Source organism: Bradyrhizobium sp. LB11.1 (genome assembly GCF_040549385.1).
Taxonomy (GTDB): Bacteria; Pseudomonadota; Alphaproteobacteria; order Rhizobiales; family Xanthobacteraceae; genus Bradyrhizobium.
This window is the reverse complement of sequence record NZ_JBEPTH010000025.1, coordinates 22776-44097: the sequence shown is the minus strand read 5'-3', so window position 1 is coordinate 44097 and position 21322 is coordinate 22776. Positions and strand designations below refer to the sequence as shown.

Below are 21322 nucleotides of genomic sequence, written 5' to 3'. Positions count from 1 at the left end.
CGGTCGATGCTTGCATCAGACGCTCCGTGGGTTCGAGTGTGGAAACCCAAACCTAACGGATAGGGCCCGCTCACCGCCCCATGGAATCTACGAGAGTTTGCGCTTGGCTAGTTGTTGAGCACCACCACGGTGGTGCCGACCCCGACACGGCCGTAGAGGTCGGTGACGTCGTCATTGGTCATGCGGAAGCAACCGGACGACACCGCCTGGCCGATCGTCTCCGGCTCGTTGGAGCCGTGGATGCGGTAGAGCGTCGATCCCAGATACATCGCACGCGCGCCGAGCGGATTCTCGATGCCGCCCTTCATGTGGCGCGGCAGGTCCGGCCGGCGGGCGATCATCTGCGACGGCGGCGTCCATTCCGGCCATTCCTTCTTGGCGGTGATCTTGTGCACCCCGCCCCAGCGGAAGCCGTCGCGGCCGACGCCGATGCCGTAGCGCAGCGCCTGGCCGTTCTGGAGCACCAGATAGAGCCGGCGCTCCGAGGTGTTCACCACGATCGTGCCGGGGGCATAGTTGCCATTGTACATGACGGTGGTGCGGGGGATCGAGCTCGCGCCGCCGCCGAGAAAGCCGGTGGAGCTGGTGCCCGTGAAGTCCATCATCCCCGCTGCGGATGCGTCGACCGCGCCCGCCAGCAGCAGCGCCATTGCGGCAATCGACGCGGCAAAAAACCGGATCATTGGTTCCCCCAGAAAAAATCGATTCAACAAGAGTTAGAGGCCATATTTGCGCGCATTCCGCAAGCCACGGCCGCGTGAGGGGCGCCATGCCCAGCAATTGGCGTTACCAAATCGGCAACTGCGCCAATTTGCCGAAAAGCGTCAGAGCGTTTTCAAGCGAAGTGGATACCGGTTCGCATGAAGAAGACGCGTCAAAACAAGAATCCAATGCCCCGTTCCGACTTCATCGGAACAGGTCATTAGCCAAACCGGCGGGTCCCATGCGGGGCAGGGCCGCGATGCCGGCTATTGCTTTGACGGGGTCCGCGAACAATGATTGATCGCAGGGATCGTTGGAAATGGCCGGTTGCGGGAGCAGACAGAATGAACGGTGCGGAAAGCCTGGTGCGGACGATGGTCAAGGGTGGGGTGGACGTCTGCTTCACCAATCCGGGCACCTCCGAGATGCATTTTGTCGCCGCGCTCGACCGCGTCCCGGGCATGCGCTGTGTGCTCGGCCTGTTCGAAGGCGTGGTGACGGGCGCCGCCGACGGCTATTTCCGCATGAAGGGCACGCCGGCCTCGACGCTGCTGCATCTCGGCCCCGGCCTCGCCAACGGCCTTGCCAATCTGCACAACGCCAAGAAGGCCAATTCCGGCATCGTCAACATCGTCGGCCAGCACGCCGTCTACCACATCGGCTTCAACGCCCCGCTGACCTCCGACATCGAGGGCCTGGCCCGGCCGATGTCGTCCTGGGTCCGCACCTCGCCGGATTCCAAATCGGTCGCCGCTGACGGCGCCGCCGCGATCGCTGCCGCCAGAAGCGCCCCGCCGCAGATCGCGACCCTGATCCTGCCCGCCGACACCGCCTGGAACGAGGCCGACGGCATCGCCGAGGTGCCGGCCGAGCAGCAGCGCGCCAGCTACTCGCCGCAGGCGGTCGAGCAGGCCGCAAAGATTTTGCACGGCGACGGCGAAGGCACGCTGCTGCTGATGACCGGCAGCGCGCTGAGCGAGCAGGGCCTGGCGCTGGCCGAGCGTATCGCCGCCAAGACCGGCTGCACCGTGATGGGCCCGACCTTCCGTCCCCGGATGGCGCGCGGCCGCGGCCGCTATTCGATCGACCGCATCCATTACGTCATCGAGAACGCGCTGCCGATGCTGGCGAAATTCCGTCACATCGTGCTGATCGAGTCCGATGATCCCGTGGCGTTCTTCGCCTATCCGAACAAGCCGAGCATGCTCAAGCCCGAGGGCTGCGATGTCCATCGCATGACGTCCTGGGGCGAGAATTCGGTCGCAGCGCTGGAAGCGCTGGCCGGCGCCGTAAAGGCGAGCGCCAGGGACGTCAAGCCGCAAGCCGCGGCTGAGCTGGTCAAGCCGACCGGCGCGCTCACCTTCGCCTCGATCGCGCAGGCGATCGCATGTGCGATCCCCGAGAACGCGATCATGGTCGACGAATCCCTCACCACCGGCCGCGGCTTCTTCCCGCCGACGGCGGCTGCCGCCCCGCATGACTGGCTGCAGAACATGGGTGGCTCGATCGGATTCTCGACGCCGCTGTCGATCGGCGCCGCGATCGCCTGCCCGGACCGCAAGGTGATCTGCATGGTCGGCGACGGCAGTGCGATGTACACGATCCAGTCGCTCTGGACGCAGGCCCGCGAAAACCTTGACATCGTCACCATCGTGTTCGCCAACCGCATCTACCAGATCCTGCGCGGCGAGTTCGACAATGTCGGCGCCGGCGAGCCCGGCCAGCGTGCCAACGACATGCTGCGGCTCGACCGTCCGACGCTCGATTTCGTCGCGCTGGCCAAGGGCATGGGCGTGCCCGGCCGCGCCGTCACCAATGTCGACGAGTTCAACAAGGCGCTGGCAGAGGCCGTCGCCGAGCCGGGTCCGCGGCTGATCGAAGTCATAATGTAGGTCTGGCCGATTGCGCCGCGAATTCCGGCCTCATGTAGCCCGGATGGAGCCAACGGGTCGGCGCAAAGCGCCGCCCGATGACAGGCTCCGCGTAATCCGGGACGCCGTGCGTTTTGCGAGAACCCGGATTGCGCTACGCTCCATCCGGGCTACTCACGACTGAGCCCGGAGGCAACATGCAGACCGAGCTGAACAAGGTGATCGCGGCGCTCCGGGATTTCTACGCCCAGGAAGGATTTTTGTTCGAGAAGGACATCGGCGAGCGTGCCATCACGCACCGCTTCGCCGTCTATCTCGAGCGGCAGTTTTCGGGCTGGTCGGTCGACTGCAATTACGACCGGCTCGGCGAGCGCACGCTGCATCTGCCGCACGGCACCATCATCTCGACCGACGATCATCTGGGCAAGTCGATCTATCCTGATGTCGTCGTGCATCAGCGCGAGATCCCGAACAATCTGCTCACCGTCGAGATCCGCAAGGCGAGCAATCACACCTCGCTCGAGCACGACCAGCACAAGCTGAAGGCGATGACCGACCCGCATGTCTGGTTCGCCTATTGGATCGGCGTGCTGCTGGTGCTGGACAAGCACAACGTGACGATGTCGGAAGTCTATGTCAGTGGGGTCCTCGATCAGCCGCAGTCACTCTGGTTCGCGGAGCGGCTCGCGGAGAGCGGTCTCGGGACTGCGCATAGAACTGGGGCGTGATAGTTGGGGTCGCATCAAGTTCGACCGCGAACACCGCTCTCTCCGTTCCCTCCCCCCTTTGTGGGGCAGGGCAATCGCATATGGGAGCGATTCCCCCCGTAGCCATCCTTCGAGACGCCCGCCGTTGGCGGGCCCTCAGGATGAGGACCGAGTGTGCGGCCGTCGTTTCGACCAGCACCAATGCCACTTAGCCTCATCCTGAGGAGACCGCGAAGCGGTCGTCTCGAAGGACGAGGCGCGCGCTGCGATCGCGCAAACTGCCATATGCGATTGCCCTACCTTGTGGGGGAGGGAACGCACCCATCGTCGGGGCACGACGCGAGTCACAGCGCACCATGCTCTCCCGCGCGATAACAAGAGGCCGCCCGCGTGACGCGAGCGGCCTAGGCGTCGTCGACCGTCACCGCCCTAATGCAGCGGTGCGCCCTGGCCCAGCGCATAAGCCACGAGATCCTTCAGCTGGAAATTGGGGCCGGTCACCGGCGCCCAATTTGGATCAAGCGACAGCACGGAGGAGGCGTCGCCGAACATCATGCCGAGGAAGACTTCGGCGACGATGCGTCCGCCGACCGGGCCGAGCTGGGGCGTTTTGATGCCGCTCGCCGGCGCGCCGGTGGCGGGGATCGTGACCGAGGTCGGGAACTGGCGTGCTTCCGCGAGGATGTAAGTCCAGAGCGGGCAATTGCCCCTGAACACGCCGTTCGCAATCGACGCGATCGGCACTTGCGGATCGCCTGCCGGGTCGGGGTTGTCGACGGCCCGGCCGATCACGATCTGCTCGTCGGTCAGCGGCGTCAGGTGCATCGCCTTGGCGACCGCCTGGCCCGAGGGCAGGCCAAGCCGCCAGCCGCGTTCGAGATTGCGAAGCGCCAGCGACGACGGATTGGAGGCGACCTCCGGCGGCAGCTTGCGCAGCGGATCGACCAGCGAGGTGTCGATGCGATAGGCGAACTGGAGCCGACGCTTGTTGTCGAGACTGGTGCCGTCACCCTCGACACCATAGGCCCGCGTGTCGATATCGATGAAGCGGCCCCAATCCATAGCGCGTCCCGGACCCATCGCGCGGAAGCCGGTCAGCGCGTTGCTGTCGGGGTTGTTGGGATCGGGGAAGATCTGCAGCAGCATGTTGTCGGCGTCGTTCAGCCGATAGCCGGGCCGGATCATGGAATGCCCGAGCCGGTAGGCCGCGACCGAAAATTCGACCGGCATGAACGGATAAGTCTTCCAGTGATAGTAGGCGAGCCTGCTGCGATCGTAATGGCCGCCGGTCCTGAGATCGTTCAGCACGCCGGCATTGACGATCCGCGGCAGGAAGTCGTTCAGCACGACGTATTGATAGTGGAAGCGGACGCGCTGCTGCACAGCCTCGAAGGATAGCCCTTCATTGTCGTCGACCATGCGGTTGTGGAAGCGCAGCATCAGCCCCTGCAACTGCGAGACGATGCTGTTCTCGTCGTTGCGGGGGTCGCCGATCAATGCGCGGCCCTTGAAGCGCGGCAGGTCGCTTGCGTTGGACACGCCGGTGCCGGTCAAGGGATCGCCGAGGAGAAACTTGCCGCTGTTGTCGTACATGTAGGGCTGATCGTTCGGCCCGCGTCCGTAGACATTGTCCATGTCGAACGAGGGGGTGCGGAAATCGACGAGCCCGTCCGGATCCTGCTGCTTGGTCAGCGAGCTCACGGGATCGAAGGTGATGTCGTGATCGATGAACTGGCCGAAATAGGTGTAGAGCGCGGGAATTCCGCTCTCTTCGGCATCGGGGCTGTCTTTGGGCGCGTCGAAATCGCCGACCATGTTGTCGGCGAGCGCCGCGAGATTTGCGATGTTGTCGGCGTCGTTCGGGCCGAATTTCGCCGGCGTCAGATTGCGGAACATGCGCCCGAAGCGGCCTTGTGACAGCGGTGAACGGGTGGCGTTCAGACCGCGCGGCGTAATGGCGTGACGACTGCTCATAAAGTACCTCCATGAAAAATTACGACGGCAAGCAACTAAAGCTAAAGTTGTTCGTCCTGAAATATGCATCTGAGGCTAGATCGGGGGATTCGGCACCGCAATGCGCTGCTTCACACATCGCGCGGCGCCGCTGCGGTTCCATGAGCAAGCGTTGCGATCAAGCTGCGGATGTGCTTTGCAAATTTCTCCCGCATCGCTGCCGAATAACTTTCTCGTCATCGAAATTTCGACGCGAAGCCGTGTCAGCTTCACCGACCTAATCGGCGACGCGACGTGTCGTAGCAAACATCGTGCTCGCGTAAAAATTGCAAGCCGCGTGCGCACGCCGCCTCGTGGGCTTGCGACGTAGTGCGGGTTGATACCGCAACCTCGTGCGTGCCGGGACTCGCCCGACACGTTGTCGTGCGGGTCTTGGTCTCGGCGCGTGCGCCGCGTTCGACATCGGCCATGATGAGGCGAGCCGTCGTGGACCATGGTGGGCAATGTGATCTCGGCCACAGCTTGCAGCCCGGGTCCCGCCTATCTTCGGTGCACTTGCACGCGTCGATCCCGCGGGACTACGCTTCCGTCATTGGGGATCAGGCATTTTGGAGGTTCTGATGCAAAAATCATACTTACTGGCTGCGACTGCGGCGTTGGCGCTCATCATGCAGACACCGCTCGCGCTGGCGCAGACCACGCCGGCCGCAGGCGGTACGCCACCGGCCGCCGCAGCCACCACGACTCCTGCTGCGACCACTGCGCCGGGCGCAACCTCGACGCCGGCTGCGACCACCGACAATTCGACCCCGCCGGGCGGCTCGAAGAACAGCGCCGAGAAGAAGCCGAAGAAGAAGATGACGCGGCAGCAGGAGATCGATCATTCGGTCGGCAGCGGCACCGTTCCGGCGCGCTATCGCAGCTCCGTGCCGAAGCAGTACCAGCAGTATATTCCGTTCGAGAAGCAGTAACGGATCGTCCCGCGGCGCGACGTGCTCCCGCCTTGCGCCGCGGTGGAACTGGTCGGGCAGCCATGCAGGAGTGATGGCGTGATCTGATGGGCTGACCCTGTGGCGGTCTGCGGTGCCGGTGTTAGACTGGGCCAAGCTTGTGGGGGGAAGCCGTGATGAGTGACGACGCGAAGGATGCTGGCCTTGTGGCCATGATCAGCAGCATCCTGGGAGGCAACAGGCGCGCCGAGGCCCCCAGCCCGCCGCCGCTCGCTGACGTCATGCCGATCGCGCCGGCAGCCGGTCCGGTGCCGGACGTGGCGCAAATCCCGGAAGCGGAGTCTCCGGAGCTCCAGGATGTATCCGATGAAGCGGTGACCGCTGCGAAGCCGGTCGCGCCCGGTCCACCCCTGACGCCGGATGGCAAGCGACGTCTGCCGGCGGAGGCGATTGCCGAGCTCGTGCTCGGCGAGTTGCGCAAGATCGAGGATTTTCCGGCGTCCGGCGTCTCGGTCACGGTCTACGGCTATCGGCACTGGAACGCGATGATCACCTTCGCCCCATTCTCGACCACGTTCCAGAACGCAACCCGGTTCCGTCAGGCCCTGCCCGATCTCGTCTTCAAGCTCCGTCGTTTCGTCGAACTTGAGATATAGTGAGGGACGATGACCGGCGGCCTGGTGCGCTTCATTTCGGTGGATCGCGGTGTGATGGCGCGGTGGTCACTCCAAAACTGTTCGACAGGATTTTCGAATTGAGCGTCGCCTTTACCAAAGAAGAGAGCGCCGAGACCGCCTCCGAGACACTGTTGCCGGATCGCCCGATCTCGCCGCATCCGAACCTCGTGACGGAGACAGGCTTGCAGGCGTTGCAGACACAGCTCCAGCAAGCGCGGCAGGCCTATGAAGCCGCGCAAGCCATCGATGACGTCAACGAAAAGCGCCGGCAGTCGGCGGTGCCCTTGCGCGATGCGCGCTACCTGACCGAACGGCTGCGGACGGCGCAACTGGTTCCCAATCCAGCGTCGAACGCGACGGTCGCCTTTGGCAGCACCGTGACGTTCAGCCGCACGGACGGCCGCGTGCAGACATACCGTATTGTCGGAGAGGACGAAGCCGATCCAAAGGCGGGGTCGATTTCGTTCGTGTCGCCAGTCGCGAAGTCGCTGATGGGGAAGGCCGTTGGCGATGTCGTGGGTGCCGGCGCGCAGGAGATCGAACTCGTCGAGATCGCGTAGGGGATGCGGCCAGAAACTTGAATGGTGGGTGTCAGGCGGCACGCGCGAGTCAAGGAGACGCTGCCTGCGGGGCGGGGAAGGTGCAACCTGCATCTCGCCCCGCTGCAGGCGGGGCGAGATGGTTGCTCCCAGAGCAACTCGCTCAGACGAGGAAGTCGGTCGGGTGCAGGCTCGCGGTGTGGACGCCGTCGAGCGTGACGGTGTCGCTCGCCGACAGATGAATCACGGCATCGCCTGCGGCATTGTCGCTGATCACCTTCGAGAGCGCCGTCCAGTCCGCAAACCCGTAATCGTGCAGGTTGATCAGATCGTGTTCGCTCGCGGTGCTGCCGACCGCCTTGTTTCCTTGATCGAAGTCGGTGATGAGGTCATTGCCGGAGCCGGTGTTGAAGACGAAGGTGTCGCTGTTTCCTCCGCCCGAAAGCTCGTCATTGCCGGCGCCGCCGTTGAGGATATCCCTGCCGCCGGTGATCGAGCCCGGCGTCGCGGGGTTATAGACCGCCGCATCGCCATACAGACGGTCGGTGGCCGCTCCGCCGGTGAGGATATCGTTGCCGCCATGGGCGTTGCCGGACATGGTCGGAGCGTCGCCGAACAGCACATCGGACGCATCGTCGGTGTATTGGGTGCTGATCTTGACGGTGAGGATGTCGTCGCCGCCCTGAGCGTTGTCGGTCAGGGACGTGGAGGAATCTCCCGACAGCGAAGCGCCGGCAAAGACGTTCTCACCGCTCATGGTCAGCGTGAGGTTGTCGTTGCCGCCATGCGCGTCGCCGGCGATGGAACCGATGGCGTCGCCGCCGATTTTCGCTGAGCCCTCCCGGGTGTTCAGGCTGATGTCGAGCATGTCATTGCCGCCCTGCGCCGTACCGCTCATGGAACCGCCGGCATCGCCGGCGTACATATTGTCGTAGCCTCGCCAGCCCACCGCGCCGGTGATGGTGTCGTTGCCGCCGTGCGAATTGCCCGTCATGTCGCCGGCGACGTCGCCGAAAGCATGCACGTTGGTGTACATCGAGTTGTCCTCGAGGCTGATCGTGTCGTTGCCGCCCTTGGCGTCGTCGGCCATCGCCTGGGCATCGCCGACCACGAGGGCGGTGTTCCAGCCGTAGTTGAAATTGACCGTAAGCGTGTCGTTGCCGCCGTGGGACTGGCCATGCAACGTCGTGTTGTCGTCGCCGAAGATCGTGACTTGTGCTTCGGGCTGGCTGATGGTTGCCGTCACAGTGTCGTTGCCGCCCCAGGCGTCCGTGCTGGTCGGGAAGTTCGGGTCTCCGTTGACGGTCTCGATTTGACCAAACTGGTCGAGCAGGACGTCGATGGTGTCGTTGGGCAGATGTTGCATGGCGTAACTCCCAGTTCATTGTCGGAAACGGGGCTGACGCCGGCAAAATTCTTGCGCGACGCGCTGTGATCCCGCTTCACCGTGAAGAATCTACTTTCGGCAGACGGCGGAGGTTTGCTGGAATTCGGGAGAGAGTTTGATTGCGAGGAAGATTGGCGGCGCGGCGACCGGAACTCGTCGCCATGTTGTCGCAACCCCGGTGTCGCCCCGCGCGTTGCGGGGCGACACCGCTGCTTTTGATTCGACTTTCTCAGATGACGAAGTCGGTCGGATGCAGGTTGGCCGCCTGAACGCCGTCCAGCGTGATCGAGTCGTTGGCCGAGAGATGAACCACGGCATTGCCCGCGGTATTGTCGCTGATCAGGCTCGACAGTGCGGACCAGTCCGCAAATCCGTAGGCGTGCACGTCGATCAGATCGTGCTCCACTGCGGTGCTGCCGACGGCCTTGTTGCCCTGATCGAAGTCGTTGATCGTGTCTTTGCCGGAACCGGTGTCGAAGACGAAGAAGTCCCTGTTTCCCCCGCCCCACAGCTGGTCGTCGCCGGCTCCGCCGTTGAGCGTATCGCTGCCGCCGGTGATCGAGCCGGGCGATGCCGGTTCATAGATCCGCGCATCGCCATACATGAAGTCCCGGCCGGTGCCGCCATTGAGGATATCGTTGCCGCCATGAGAATGACCCGCCATGGTCGGAGCGTCGCCGTACATCGACGAGGCCGCATCCGCGTTCTGGCCGTCGACCTTGACGGTAAGGACATCGTCGCCGCCTTGGGTAAGATCCATCAGGGACGTCGACGAATCCCCCGACAGGGTTGCGCCGGATATGGCGCTGTCGCCGTCCAAGGTGACGGTCAGATTGTCGTCGCCGCCCTGCGCAAGGCCGCGCAGGGCACCGATGGCGTCACCGCTGACAGTCGCCGCGCCGTCGATGGTGAGCACGCTGACATCGATCGTGTCGTTGCCGCCGTGCGAGGTGTCGATCATGGAACCGCCGGCATCGCCGGCGAACTGGTTCTCGCCGCCGCGCCACCCGACCGAGCCGGTCATGTCGTCATTGCCGCCCTGCGCGTTGCCCGACATATCGCCCGCGACGTCGCCGAAGGCCGAGACAGTGGTGTAGACCGTGCCATGGGCATCCGCGACGATGGTGTCATTGCCGCCCTTGGCGTCGTCGATCATCGATTGGGTATCGCCCACCACGAGGGCGGTATTCCAGCCGCCGCCGATGTCGGCGATGAGCGTGTCGTTTCCGCCTTGCGAGTGACCAAGCAACATCGTGTGGTCGTCGCCGAAGACCGTGAGTCTCGTATTGAGTTCGGTGACGGTGGCCGTCACGGTGTCGTTGCCGCCCGAGACGTCCTTGGCCGCTGGAAAGCCGGGGTCTCCGTACACGGTCTCGATTTGACCAAACTGGTCAAGGGTGACGTCGAAGGTGTCGTTCGGCAGATGTTGCATGACGTAACTCCCATTTCCATTGTCGGAAGCGGGCCCGACGCCTGCAGAAATTTTTGCAAGACGCGTTGTTGACCACGCTTCACCAGGAGCAATCTACCTTTGGTAGATGGCAGAGATTTGCAGGAATTCGGGAGAGAGTTTGATTGCATGCATGGAACCGCGGCGGCAATCGTCGAGATCGCCTCGCAAGTTGTGCATCCCGTGAAGGTTTGATGATCATCTTGCAGGAACACGCTGGCGGAACAGGCCGGCATGCATGCACGCGTCTTAGTTCACCAGGCGGAAGTTGCCTCCTCCGCCTCGATCAGGAAGGCGGAACACTCGTCATATCCGTTGAGGCCGGCCCGGTTTTGGCCCAGGCTGTGTGAAGTGCGGCCTCATCGTTCAGGGCGCGGATGCTGCATCTTGGCATCGTGCCGCTGTTTTGCCCGACGTGTCAATCTGAATTCGGAAAATACGTAGCCCATCGATCCGACTGACGCCGGCTCTGTCTACCGTGCATGGGGTTGTTTTCGAGGTTTTCGATGAGACGGTTACGAAAGCCACCCGTGGCGGGGGGATCGTCCATGACCAGTCGGGTCCAGGATGATGAATGGTGGGCGCACAAGGGATCGAACCTTGGACCTCTCCCGTGTGAAGGGAACTCGGCCCCTCATCTATCGTATTGATTTAGCTAACATTTACTATCTTGGACCGCTGCAGTGGGCGGGTTTTGGGCGAGTCTTCCAAGTGCCGCGCCTCACTCGCGCCGGCATGGCCGCAACGATCAGAAGGCCGCGCAATCGGTGCGGTGTGTGTGGCCATTGTCGCAGGCACCGGCACCCGCGCTGCAGATGGCGGTGGTGCCTCTGGAAGACGACGCCGAAGCCGCAATGCATCGCGCTTGCTGCTTATGCCACCCTGCGCGTCACTTGTTTGATCGCCGTCGCGAGGGGCCCTTGTCGTATTGAACGGGCTCGTGCTTGGCGGCCTTCGCCTTCGGCTTTGCAGAGACCTTTGCTGGTCCAGGCGCGGCCGTGGGTGCGATCGAAGGCATATTGTTGATCGAGGGGGCGGCATGCGCGACGTTCACGTGAGCGTAGCGCAGAACCATTTGCAAGCTCGACCAACCGCCGAGGTGCATCAGCATGTTGAGATCGCGGTTTTCCTGGTAGTGCCACGTTGCCCATGTGTGGCGGCAATCGTGCGGATGAAAGTCGGTGATCTTGGCGCGTTTGACCGCCGCCTTGAATCCTTTCTTGATCCGCGATCCCGCCGACACGTCGCGCGGATCGTCCTCGTCGAGCGGCGCATAGGCTTCGCCGAGTTCGTATTCGACCTCGATCGCCTCGCCGCTGTTGCTTCCGGCCGGCAGGTAGCGTTTGACCATGCGACCTTGCTTGCGGAACACGCAGCCGTCGCGGTGCGGAAGGTTGGCGAGGATGGCGACGAGATCGGGGTGCAATGGCACGCCACGGTCGCGGCCGTTTTTGGTGTCGAGGAATTGGACTTGCCCGCGCTGCAAATCGACGTTGCGCCAGTCGAGCCAAAGCGCCTCGCCGACGCGCGCGCCGGTGTAGAACAGGAAGGCGACGAGCGGCTTAAGGTGAAGGGCGCACGCCTCGATCAGCTTGAATGCCTCGGCGTGGAGAATCCAGCGCACGCGGCCCTTGGGCAGTTTCGGCCGCTTGAATTTGACGGGGGCGCAATAGTCTTTGCTGGCTGCCATGTTGATGACGGCCGACAACGGCGTGTAAAGCTGGCGGTTAATCGTTGCCGGGGCGAGGCCAGGATATATCGCGATGGCGGCGGCGTCGGCGGCGGCTTGGTCGATCTTAGCGAGCGCGGTTGATCGGAAATGGTCGATCAGCGGTTGCAGGAATCGCGCGTCGCCGTCGTTCTCTAAGTAGATTGCGATGGCGCCGAGGAACGTCCCGCTCGCCTTGATCCCATAGACACTACGTTGCAGGATTTCCCATTCCCGCTTCGCTTTGATTTCTTCGGCGATCTTGCGGTCATCCGTCTGGCAGCTTTCGCGGACTGAAATACCTCGAAGGGTGCCGCGGAGGTACCAATTTGGTGATCCGGCGCGCTGGTAAAGCTTAAGGGGCATCTCTGAACTTCCGCTCGGCGCACCCCATGGGTGCTACCTCATTATTGAGCGCATAAGCGAGTTCCAGTCCAGTCGACTCCGATACGAAGATAAGGATCCCCGAGAGGGACGGCTGCGCAGTCTCAAATGATGAAAATTTGTATCGTACGAAACAGTATTGTCCTCAAGAACGGCCTCGAGTGCCGTACGCACGAACGTGTCGGGTCGTTGGACCCTAGCGTCCTGTTTCAATGCATGTAGCGCGCCGGCTGCGCCGGCGGCCGGCCGTCTAAGGCCTAACGTGGCAGCCCACTTCCAGCTTAATAAGCGTCAAGCCGGTTGCCGGCTGGACCGCGGAGCGCGTTGATACGGTGCCCATGGCCGCCAAGTCCGGAGCCGCCGCCACGGCCTCAAGTGGCGCGTTTCGGAGAACTAGGGCTATAATAAGCGACCTGCAGTGCAGCATTCGTTGGTCCTCCACAACAATGCTATGTCCGCGCTCAGCGCAGCGGTCCCGTCGAGTCACGATCAGCAATTTCGGGCAGGCTCATAACCTGAAGGTCATAGGTTCAAATCCTATCCCCGCAACCAAGTAAGATGCTGAATTTTCAGTATAAAATCGAAAGGCCGTCCGTAAGGGCGGCCTTTTGCGTTTCAAGAATCGCCACCGAGTCGCCACGTGTCAAAAGTCTCACGAAGTACAGTTCGTGAAGCGGTGATGATGCGCGCCGTAACGCGAGTTCGAATCCCTATCGCTCCGCCAGCCGGCCAAAGTGAGTTCGTACTCCGGTTTGTAGACAGGCCGAAAATCCGGCCATTTTCCTGCATTTTGCCTGCCAGAGAAATCCCATCGTCGCTCCGACTAGGCGTTCGAGAGGTCCGGAGAACCGAATTTTCTCCGAAGCTTAGTACCCGGCGAATTGGTCTAGTACGGCATTTTTCGGCAGACCAAGCGCTCGGCGGGAAAGCAGTTTGGATCGCTCTCGCTCAACCAACAAGTGGCCACAGCGGAATTTGCTAGTTCGATACCTGCCGCGCCAGCCAGCCGGTCCTGCGTTTAACGACGGTTTGCAACCTGCGCCTCACAGGCCCGGCAATGCGGGCATTCAACTTTGTCTCCGAACTCCCAATTGGCCGATCTTGATGTCGAAATCGCCAAAAGTCTCCGGGCTTGCCCGCGAATATTCCCGTTTTGCGGAGACTAGCGACGGAGACCGGTTTGATCACGACTGCCACCGGGCCGCAGTCGAATTCGCTAACGTCTCTGGCCTTAAGGAGGGGCTGATTGGGTCTGGTCACTCGAGTGTGCTGCCGCCCCTGGGCCAGTCGGTTCAACCACTCTCACTCACGTGAGGGCACTACAAATGCTGCTTTGAGTCTTGACAGCCTTCGTCCTCGGAATTCAACACCTGCTGGGGCGGCAGGGTACTATCCTTTCTCGTCAGCAAGCTGTTGTTGTCCCAACTCGGTCGTCTGGTAGACCGGATAAACGGTGTCTTCGAAAGTGCTGACTTTGACGATCCATCCAGCCGTAATCAGGTTGTACATCGTCATTCCGCCTGCCTCTTTTACGTGGGCCTTGGGCTCCAGGTATTCGGTAAGCAGTTTTCGTTGCCGCCAAGTAAGGGTCATGTCGCGCTCTTCTATTCCCAACCGGCATCTTGCACGATGCTCAACCGGTGCTTCAATAGGGATGGAAATGGTCACTAATCGGACAATCGCCGTGTCGAGCTTTAAGGGTATACCGTGTGGCATATTTTTAAAGTTCGACAGAGTGCATCATTTCCAACGGCGAGCCGCTTCATCCTTCTAGGGTGGAGGCTCTAAGTTGATGTGCGGCAATGAGCGCAGCCCAGCTATCACTCATGATCTCGGAAAAAACTTCGGAGTAAGCTCGTTTCCTCAGCAATCGCCCGCGCTGTCGGCCCTGACAACGGGCGACTTCATGGGATGCGAGACCGTGATATGTCGCTCCGACTGACATGAGCATGTTGATATGTCAGTTCTTTGCGAAATTTTCGCCGCTTAAATCCACTTTCCAGTCTTTGTTAGCTCAACCTCCAAGGGTAGGCTCTGAATTCACTGAAAGATGGACTGGCTACGCCCCACAACAGAGACAGAAACTCAAGAGCCTCCTGCTACTGAAGGGTACAATGGGCCATGGCGAAAACGCCAAGAAAGATCAAAGCGCCTTGCTCGACATGCGTAAGAGCGACGACGCACCTCCTGCTATTTCAAACTACGCAAACAGATGAAGAATACAACTACGCGTACGTTATGATTTCATGCGGCGGCTGCCAAACGATATCAATGGGGGTTCAAAGCCGCTACTTGTCCGACGGGACCATTACAAATCAGTACTATCCTTCGCCCGTCTCGCGCCAGCAGCCGACATGGCTTCAGTTTATGCGCTTGGGCATAGAGATCGAGGAAGAGAAGATAGGCGATCTTATCTTCGAGGTGTACCGGGCCGTCGATGCGAAGCAATACCGACTTGCCGCAATGGGCATCCGCGCCGCGTTGGAGCAGATCATGATCATGAAGGTCGGCGATAAAGGAACGTTCAACCAGAAGCTTGATGCGTTTCAGCAGGCGGGGCTTATCTCCTCGATTCAGCGGGATGCCATGCGCGCAACGCTGGACGTGGGCGATGCCGCGATGCACCGCGGCTATAGCCCCAAGGAAGGCGAGCTCAAGATTGCGCTGGACGTACTTGACGGCGTGTGCGCCCCGATCTTCGGCCACGTTGACGAAGCAAAGAGAATGGCCAAAGGGGTGCCGCCGCGTAAATAGCTAAAAGGGAATGTCGTCGTCGAGGTCTGATTTTGGCGACTCGATCCTGGGCTTCGGTGGCTCAATGGTTTTCGGGCCTTTCGGCGCGGGCAGCTCCGTCTGTCTCTCGGTCTGTGCGCCCCAAAAGACGCGGGCGATAGCATCCAGAGTATATATATGACTTTGGAGCGCTCTAAGCCGTCTCCGACGACGCCCGAGATCTCCATTGAAAGCGCGGCGAAGCGGTCAAAGCGGGTTCGCGGCTGGTTGACTTCGCTTTGGAGTTCGTTGAGTCGGGAGATGAGCTTCTCGCGCTTCCTATCCTCAATCTCAAGCTTGCCAAATATCTCAAGCACCTGGTCAAGGTGGTGGTGGATTTTGCGCTTGGCGGTTTCGTCGAATTGGACGGAATAACCCTCCGCCTCGCTGGCTCCACCTGATCCGGAGCATCGTGATGTAGTGCGTCACGTCTTTGTTGAAGTCGAGGTAGGCGTTGAAGCTCACGTTTTCGATCGAGGGCACCTCGGTTTTGAACTCGCCGCCGAGGCCCAGTGCCGCAATTGCGGCTTGTACTTGGACGATGTAGTCGAGATAGAATACTTCGACGCGGTCGTCTTGGATCACAGCTGCGAGCTGTTGACCGCATACGCGGCGAAAATGCGCTTCGAGTTTGAGAAAGGCTTCCTCAGGCTCCTCCGGCAAGTCCTCGTAGGGGTCTTGGTCGTTTCCAAAATCGTTCATCTGCACCTACTCAGCGGGCTACCGGCGGGGGAGCAGAATATTGCACGAGCACCTGCTCCAGGCCGCCCCGCACCTCCGGCGGGAGAAGGTGGCCGTGCGTGCGCATCAGCGGCGGCAGATATTCCCGCGCGCACAGTGATGCATGCGCTACTTGGTCGTTGTGATGGGCGATCTGCAGTAATTCGACGATCTGGCGGTCGGTAGCGCGGGCAAGATACGGAAGAATGAGCTGGAAGTGATACTCGGCGCTCCGGAAACTCCGGGAGCCGGCGATGAGCGCGGTTGCCGCGTTTATAGCAAAGGCGACGTCGTGAGATGCCAGTCCGGGCAAGATCTGCTCGTAGGTCGCCCTGCCGCCCTGGAGAAGAGTTGATTGGATGTGGTTGATCGCGCCCTGCGGAATCGAACCGTCGAGCGAGAGCGGGATGATGGTCATGCGCCTGAACGCCGCTATCCCGGACTCCTGTTTGCACCAGATGGAGGCATAGTATCGCTGGCTCAGTATAGGCACGAACAAGTCGGCCAAGCCGACCTGTCGAAGTATCTCGTCGCGCCACTGCATCGACACTTCGATGTGCTCGTGAGCCATAAATGCCGGGACGCCTAGGCTTCCTAGGAGAGCCGCGACGCCAGCCGCGATCTCCCGTTCTTCGGTCTGATAACTCATGAAGGCCAGCATCCTACGTTAGTCCTCTTCCCAGTTCGCAACAGTCAGGATCTTCGGGAACTCTCCGAAGCGGTGCCAGAACGTGGGCGGTATCTCGATTCGGAGCGGGTGGTTTTCGTCGCTGCCGATGTAGAAATTGCACTCGTCCCCGGAGATCGCAAGGTGCACCGGGCAGCCAGCGTGCCTCGCCCAGCCCTTGAGGTTTGCGATGCTCATCGGGCCAAATCCGTTCCGGATCGCGTTGGCCTCTTTGAAGATATCCGCCGCCGCGCTGATGCCCTTCGAGAGGATGCGCGCCGCTTTGGCCTGCTCCTCAGTGGTCATGGCGCGGACGCGCTCCTGCACCTCGTCGCCGAAGTCGATTAGGCTGAGCCGCTTCGCGCAGCCGGCTGCGCGGGACGCGAGCCGGGAAGTCCTCGGGCTGAACATGGGAAACCCGGGAAACTCCGCGAACTGCCTGACGTCCAGGAAGGTCTCGACCTCCTGCGCTCCGCCGCGCGTACGTTTCAGCCTGCGGCCTTCCACGTTGACGGTGAGGCTGCCCCGGCCGACGTGCCGCCAGAGATCGATCCTCAAAACCTCGTTTATGCGCTGCTGGAGCGTTCCGTGCACGCGGTCTACGGCTTCGAGGACCGGCAGCGCGCGCTGGATCACGTCGCGCGCCGGCACGTTGAGATGCAGGTTTTTTACCAAGTAGGCGATGGTGCGCCGCTCGGCTTCCTCGCGATTGAAGACTTCGACGGCTTCCCAGTGACCTTCGGGGTTGAGCGTCTGGAAGCACTCCGGGCCGATCATCCGGATAACGTGCTCGTCCGGAAACCAGGCGATCTTACCCTTGCGGGAGTACTTCGGCGCTCTGGGTGAGCAGCAAGGGCAGGGAGCATGGCGGTCGGCCGCCTGATGGCTCTCCGGAAGATCGAACTCGCCGATGTAGACGATGCGGGAGCCGACCACCGGCTTTGAATGCGTGTGATGCCGCCACGTGTGCGGCTCGCCCGTCTTCTTGATGTGCTCCTTGATATCGCGGAGCACGGCCTGGGCGGCGTCGCGGTTGCGGTAGAAAGGCTTCGAATCAAAAAACTCGTCGGGGAGGTCCAAATGCAAGGACATTGCGATTCGCTCCTGAGTGATGTTCTGTCACGCTGGCGGTCCTCCCAATTTTCGGGTCGTTTATTCCGCCCCATATATCCTGCGGCTCCCGATTCGTAAGGATCGAGCGCCGTCTTTCTCGGGTATAACCTGTACAATCCTCCTCAATTATTGCTCCTAAGAGCTCTTGATGGACGAATGACCTTCGCCGGCGATAACCGAGTCGCAGCGCGAATCGGGCCGGTACACTTTAAGTGTATGCCAAAAAGCATGAAGGCCCTCATCGGCCTCGTTTCGTTAGTGTCATTAGTCGTAATCGGTGCACCGGTACTCGCTTCTGCGCGCGGCCAATGCAGCCACTCTAACGGCCAAAATAAGAGCCAGTACGACGTCGGGGCGCACCGGTATAAGAAAACACCCGCTCTACGCTTCCGGTGACAACGCGCCCGCCGGCTCGACACAGGTCGACCTGGACGGCCACTCCGATAACGCAGGCGGCACAGGCACGTTCAACGACCCCGTCACCCTTGCGGTCGGCGGCTCGATTATCAACGGCAAGGAAGTCGACGACTGTACGGCCGCGGGATGAAGTCGATCGACGGCTGATCTTCCGCGGGCTAGGTGAGTTTTGGCATAATGACAAAATCGGCTATTGATAATGAGTTGATTGTAGCGCGGGAAAATCAACGTCAAGCTCGGGGAAAGTCTTACCCGTTTGCGCGTCGGCTTCCCTCCTTTTGCCTTGCGCTTCGGCCCGGCTGCAGGGCCATCGCTTTCAGGCGCATCTGCTGGTCGGTGGAAAGCTCAGCGACCGCCGGGAGACCGCCGTATACCTCGACGTAGTCAAGACATTGCTCAAAATCGGGGGTAACGCTCCTGGATCGCGCGCAGCTCGTACTTATTCACGTGGACTTTCATGCCATAAGTGTATCACGGTTTGCATACCCGCGGTGATTGGGGTGGGGAATGGAAAAGGACGAATTTTTGCGCACGGCTCCCGCGTACTACTACGCGGCGACTGCTATCGCTCTGGAATCGACGTACGGGTATTTCTCCCTCAATTCCGTCAAAGAATACTACCGCGGTTACCAGGAAGAAGCGGCGATCGACTTCCTCGCGCATGACGAGCTTGTAAAGCGTGCGCTCGACCAGATGCTGGCGAAGGGAGCGGTAAGCGAGCTGCCTGATCCCTTCGGCGAGTCCCTGTATCAAAAGACCGACCAGTTCAACGCGGCCGTGATCGAGCCGCTGAAGGCCGACACGTCTGGGCCGTACTACAAAAACGAATCGGCTAACAACCGCGGCGGCTGGATGCGTGGTGCGCTCGCCAAGATCAATGAGCTGTATTTCTCACTTGGCGTCTCGCCGAAGGATTTCGAGCAGGAGCCGCCCGATGAATGGGCTCCCATACCGCTCGAGCAGAGTGATCCCGTGCTGCAGGACGCCATTGTGGCCTTGGACAGGACCATAGAGCAGGTCGAGCAGAGTAACGGCTACGCGGATAAGCATTCGGAAGAGCGCAGGTATGTCCTTGATGGACTCAAGCAGCTATCTCATACGCTGAAAACCGCGACATCGGTGTCCGCTCGATACCTGAAGACCTATGGGATTGAGCTCCTGAAGAAGGTGCGGGACCGATTTACCGGCGGGCTCATCGACATAAGTGCGAAAACCGCGATCGATGCGCTGCTGCACCTGGTCAAGGAAAAGGCGGCCGAGTTTCTCACGTGGCTCTTAAGCTAGAAGGCAGCGAGCGGGGGCCAATTAAAAAACACTACTCTTATCAACCTGGAGACCTTTGAGTGGCGCCAGTCGCTTCGCGGCGCGAGACGAAAAAGTACGCCGGCCGCCGACGTGGCCAAGCGCCTCGGGCGCATCGACGCGTGAGGGGGCCACCAGGGATATTCATTTTCCATAACATTCGATTTGCGAATCTGCCCGCCAAATTACTCGTTGAAGCTTCCTCAGCTCCGGGTCGGCTCGGTCGAGAACAGTCTTAGCTGCTGATCCCACTCCGCCGGAATGGATTTTAGGAGCTGGGCCAAGTCGAGCCCGTCTGGCTGGAGGCCATTCAGGATCGCCTCGGTGAGGGTCGGTGAGAGCAGGGTTAGCCGAAGCACCCGGCAGAGATAGGACTCGTTGATTTTCTCCGCCTTCGCAAGCTTTCGCACAGACGCAAAGAGAGACGTTTCAAGCATATTGCGCCAACGATGAGCGCGCACCACGGCTTTGATCAGCGTATTGTCGACGCGGGGCGGGGGAGGCGACCAGGTCGGCGCATTTTCCGGAGTGACCATGCGCTTGCGACCGCCCTGGCGGCGGAAGGAAATCGAGATGCTTACTACCATGGTGCGGCCATCGCGGCTCAGCTTGGGCCGGCTAATCTTGCCAAGCGTAATCGTCGTTGGTCGGTTCATTCGGCGGCTTCCTGGAATGTTGTCTGCGGCTGCAATTCGGATGAGAGCGAAGTCAGCCCCTCTATCTTCAAGGTGATATCGAGCTTCTCTGCCCCAATATCGACGCGCTCGACCAGCAGTTCCACCAAGCGCGCCTGCTCGGCAGGAAACAGCTCGTTCCAAAGCTCATCAAAGCCTACGAGCGAATTGCGAACCTCGGCCTCGCTGACCTCAACGCGCTGCTTGCGTAATGCGCGCCAGGTCTGGATGATGACTTCCGGCGTTTGCAGAAGCAGACGAACATGATCGATAACAATCCGCTCGAGCTCGGCTGCAGGTGCTAACTTGACCGGACAGTCTGACCGTCCGTGCTTCATTGCAGTCTGGCTGATGTAGTAGCGATAGAGCCGCCCGGATTTCCGGGTGTGGGTAGGGGACATGGCCGCTCCGTCTGGTCCGAAAAGAAGGCCTTTCAACAGCGCGGGAGTCTGAGCACGTGCGTTGCCGGCCCGGGTACGTGGGCTCACCCTCAAGATCGCATGAACTTGGTCCCAAAGCTTGCGATCGATGATTGGTTCGTGTTCGCCAGGGTAGGACGTCCCCTTGTGAACGGCCTCGCCGATGTAGACCCGATTGTTGAGCATCTTATACAAGACGCCCTTATCCAATAGGTGCCCGTAACGATTCGTTTCGCCGGCAGCGACAAGTTCGCGGGCCAAGAGGGTGGCGGACTTAAGCCGGACGAACCGTTGGAAGATGGCCCTGACTCGCCCGGCATCAATCTCATGGATCAATAGCTTGCGATCCCGGACCTCATAGCCCAACGGAGTCCAGCCGCCCATCCATTTGCCGCGCCTGCGGGAGGCCGCGACCTTGTCGCGAATGCGCTCTCCGATAAGCTCGCGCTCGAATTGCGCGAACGTGACGAGGATGTTCAGGGCCATCCGACCCATCGCATCCTTGGTATTGAAGGATTGCGTGACCGAGACGAAAGTGACGCCACTGCGTTCGAACAACTCTACCAGGTTGAGGAAGTCGAGCATCGAACGCGATAGTCGATCGATCTTGTAGACGATGATCACGTCAATCTTCGCGGCTTTGACATCGGCCAGCAGGCGCTTCAGTGCCGGTCGCTCCAGGGTGCCTCCGGAAAAGCCGCCGTCGTCGTAGCGGTCTGGCACTGGAGACCAGCCCTCGGCCCGCTGACTCACAACATAGGCCTCACAAGACTCCCGCTGTGCATCGAGCGAGTTGAAGTCCATATCGAGGCCTTCTTCGCTCGATTTACGCGTGTAGATCGCGCACCGGAGCTTGCGCGTCATCGAAACACGGGCTGATAATTCCTCGCCGAAGGGATTGGCAAGCGGC

The 21322-nt window shown here is 61.0% G+C and carries 19 protein-coding genes; 8 read left to right on the top strand and 11 right to left on the bottom strand.

Features of this window, described 5'->3' with window-relative positions; all coding sequences use genetic code 11:
- Nucleotides 1–107 precede the first annotated feature (107 nt).
- The gene (locus tag ABIA96_RS34630) at nt 108–605 is read right to left on the bottom strand and encodes a L,D-transpeptidase (RefSeq protein ID WP_502918877.1); all 498 of its coding nucleotides are present in this window, start codon (nt 603–605) and stop codon (nt 108–110) included.
- A 441-nt stretch (nt 606–1046) separates the two neighbouring features.
- On the opposite strand from ABIA96_RS34630, the gene ABIA96_RS34625 reads away from it, so the two are divergent.
- Nucleotides 1047–2594 carry an acetolactate synthase large subunit gene (locus ABIA96_RS34625; protein WP_354141399.1) on the top strand — a complete coding sequence of 516 codons (1548 nt, stop codon included), beginning with the start codon at nt 1047–1049 and terminating at the stop codon, nt 2592–2594.
- 176 nt (nt 2595–2770) lie between these two features.
- Complete coding sequence (locus tag ABIA96_RS34620) at nt 2771–3301, top strand: hypothetical protein (protein ID WP_354141398.1); 531 nt, start codon at nt 2771–2773, stop codon at nt 3299–3301.
- Nucleotides 3302–3709: 408 nt separating this feature from the next.
- Here ABIA96_RS34620 and ABIA96_RS34615 read toward each other — a convergent pair whose 3' ends face one another.
- Nucleotides 3710–5254, bottom strand: coding sequence for a peroxidase family protein (locus ABIA96_RS34615; protein ID WP_354141397.1), 1545 nt, complete (start codon nt 5252–5254; stop codon nt 3710–3712).
- 599 nt (nt 5255–5853) lie between these two features.
- On the opposite strand from ABIA96_RS34615, the gene ABIA96_RS34610 reads away from it, so the two are divergent.
- The 3 genes from ABIA96_RS34610 (at nt 5854) to greA (ending at nt 7420) form a co-directional block, all read left to right on the top strand.
- Complete coding sequence (locus tag ABIA96_RS34610; RefSeq protein WP_354141396.1) at nt 5854–6204, top strand: hypothetical protein; 351 nt, start codon at nt 5854–5856, stop codon at nt 6202–6204.
- A gap of 155 nt (nt 6205–6359) precedes the next feature.
- Nucleotides 6360–6839 carry a hypothetical protein gene (locus ABIA96_RS34605; protein ID WP_354141395.1) on the top strand — a complete coding sequence of 160 codons (480 nt, stop codon included), beginning with the start codon at nt 6360–6362 and terminating at the stop codon, nt 6837–6839.
- Between the two features lie 98 nt (nt 6840–6937).
- Complete coding sequence (gene greA, locus ABIA96_RS34600; RefSeq protein ID WP_354141394.1) at nt 6938–7420, top strand: transcription elongation factor GreA; 483 nt, start codon at nt 6938–6940, stop codon at nt 7418–7420.
- A gap of 142 nt (nt 7421–7562) precedes the next feature.
- Here the strand turns inward: greA and ABIA96_RS34595 are convergent, their stop codons facing one another.
- From ABIA96_RS34595 to ABIA96_RS34580, 4 genes are all read right to left on the bottom strand, one after another.
- Nucleotides 7563–8765, bottom strand: coding sequence for a calcium-binding protein (locus tag ABIA96_RS34595; protein WP_354141393.1), 1203 nt, complete (start codon nt 8763–8765; stop codon nt 7563–7565).
- A 250-nt stretch (nt 8766–9015) separates the two neighbouring features.
- A complete protein-coding gene (locus ABIA96_RS34590) occupies nt 9016–10218 on the bottom strand; it encodes a calcium-binding protein (RefSeq protein WP_354141392.1) in 1203 nt (400 codons plus the stop codon).
- A 907-nt stretch (nt 10219–11125) separates the two neighbouring features.
- On the bottom strand, nt 11126–12310 hold the full coding sequence (locus ABIA96_RS34585) for a tyrosine-type recombinase/integrase (RefSeq protein WP_354141391.1): 1185 nt from the start codon (nt 12308–12310) through the stop codon (nt 11126–11128).
- A gap of 1407 nt (nt 12311–13717) precedes the next feature.
- Nucleotides 13718–13996: a hypothetical protein gene (locus tag ABIA96_RS34580; RefSeq protein ID WP_354141390.1), complete on the bottom strand. Its 279-nt coding sequence runs from the start codon at nt 13994–13996 to the stop codon at nt 13718–13720.
- A gap of 453 nt (nt 13997–14449) precedes the next feature.
- Between ABIA96_RS34580 and ABIA96_RS34575 the strand changes: the two genes are divergently transcribed.
- A complete protein-coding gene (locus tag ABIA96_RS34575) occupies nt 14450–15082 on the top strand; it encodes a DUF4145 domain-containing protein (RefSeq protein ID WP_354141389.1) in 633 nt (210 codons plus the stop codon).
- A gap of 339 nt (nt 15083–15421) precedes the next feature.
- On the opposite strand, the gene ABIA96_RS34570 is transcribed toward ABIA96_RS34575, so the two are convergent.
- From ABIA96_RS34570 to ABIA96_RS34560, 3 genes are read right to left on the bottom strand one after another with little or no spacing between them, the layout of a single operon-like run.
- Nucleotides 15422–15802 carry a hypothetical protein gene (locus ABIA96_RS34570; RefSeq protein WP_354141388.1) on the bottom strand — a complete coding sequence of 127 codons (381 nt, stop codon included), beginning with the start codon at nt 15800–15802 and terminating at the stop codon, nt 15422–15424.
- Nucleotides 15803–15812: 10 nt separating this feature from the next.
- A complete protein-coding gene (locus ABIA96_RS34565; protein ID WP_354141387.1) occupies nt 15813–16481 on the bottom strand; it encodes a toll/interleukin-1 receptor domain-containing protein in 669 nt (222 codons plus the stop codon).
- Nucleotides 16482–16487: 6 nt separating this feature from the next.
- A complete protein-coding gene (locus ABIA96_RS34560; protein WP_354141386.1) occupies nt 16488–17567 on the bottom strand; it encodes a hypothetical protein in 1080 nt (359 codons plus the stop codon).
- Nucleotides 17568–17877: 310 nt separating this feature from the next.
- On the opposite strand from ABIA96_RS34560, the gene ABIA96_RS36660 reads away from it, so the two are divergent.
- Nucleotides 17878–18147: a hypothetical protein gene (locus tag ABIA96_RS36660; protein ID WP_502918876.1), complete on the top strand. Its 270-nt coding sequence runs from the start codon at nt 17878–17880 to the stop codon at nt 18145–18147.
- A 377-nt stretch (nt 18148–18524) separates the two neighbouring features.
- Complete coding sequence (locus ABIA96_RS34555; RefSeq protein WP_354141385.1) at nt 18525–19301, top strand: hypothetical protein; 777 nt, start codon at nt 18525–18527, stop codon at nt 19299–19301.
- A 221-nt stretch (nt 19302–19522) separates the two neighbouring features.
- Here ABIA96_RS34555 and ABIA96_RS34550 read toward each other — a convergent pair whose 3' ends face one another.
- Together ABIA96_RS34550 and ABIA96_RS34545 are read right to left on the bottom strand one after the other, a co-directional pair.
- Complete coding sequence (locus ABIA96_RS34550) at nt 19523–19975, bottom strand: hypothetical protein (protein ID WP_354141384.1); 453 nt, start codon at nt 19973–19975, stop codon at nt 19523–19525.
- Complete coding sequence (locus tag ABIA96_RS34545; RefSeq protein WP_354141383.1) at nt 19972–21276, bottom strand: recombinase family protein; 1305 nt, start codon at nt 21274–21276, stop codon at nt 19972–19974. Before ABIA96_RS34545 ends, ABIA96_RS34550 begins: the two co-directional genes overlap by 4 nt.
- Nucleotides 21277–21322 lie beyond the last annotated feature (46 nt).